Raw genomic sequence first — 865 nt, forward strand, 5'->3', positions numbered from 1 at the left:
TCAAAGGCGGAATGATCGCTGCAGCACCCATGGGGGACCCTAACGCATCGATTCCAACACCTCAGCCAGTACACTATCGACCAATGTTTGGTGCGCAAGGTTTAGCAGCGGCGAAAACCTCAGTGACCTTTGTCTCAGAAGCGTCTTTGAAGAACGATATTGGCGAGGCGCTTGGTCTTAGCCGAAACCTGAGTGCTTGTAAGAATACGCGCTCTATTCGTAAGTCAGACATGGTGTTGAATGATTGGCAGCCAGAGATCACCGTAGATCCGCAGACTTATGAAGTTAGAGCGGATGGTGAGTTGCTAACTTGTGAACCGGCAGACGAGTTGCCATTGGCGCAATTGTACACATTGTTTTAAACGCTATTTAGGCACCGACCAGTCGGGTTAAAACCCGACCTACAGGCTATGTACTAGCATGGTAGGTCGGACTTCAGTCCGACAAGGTCGAAGCCGATGAGTTCGAGGGTAAATAAGGCCTTCAAAAAAGGAAGATTATGTTAGAAGTATACGAAAGACTCGGCACGCATTGTCATGAAGAGGTTTCAGAAGTCGTCAAGCTAGACTCGGACCAGCGTGATAGAGGAAGGCTTAAATTAACGAGTGAAAACGGTGTTGATGTACGTGTCTTTCTAGAGCGTGGCAAGCCTCTATTGGTGGGAGAGTATCTCAAGTCTGAGTGCGGAAAAATTATTCAGGTTCAAGGTGCTGTTGAGTCTGTCGCGCATGCCAGCTGTGAAGACTGGCGTACTTTCTCGCGTGCCTGTTATCATTTGGGTAACCGCCATACAAAAATTGAAGTGGGTGAGCGTTGGTTGAGAATTAAGCCTGACCACGTCTTGGAAGAAATGCTGCACTTACTG

1 protein-coding gene and 1 pseudogene are annotated in these 865 nt (G+C 48.2%); both read left to right on the top strand.

The annotated features are described in order from the left end of the window. Window positions 1-362, top strand: a pseudogene (ureC, locus tag A3729_RS33510) (urease subunit alpha); the annotation flags it as partial. A gap of 137 nt (window positions 363-499) precedes the next feature. Continuing rightward, a partial coding sequence (locus A3729_RS26170) for an urease accessory protein UreE (RefSeq protein WP_068634442.1) occupies window positions 500-865 on the top strand: 366 nt, incomplete at its 3' end.

The organism is Oleiphilus sp. HI0043 (assembly GCF_001634935.1).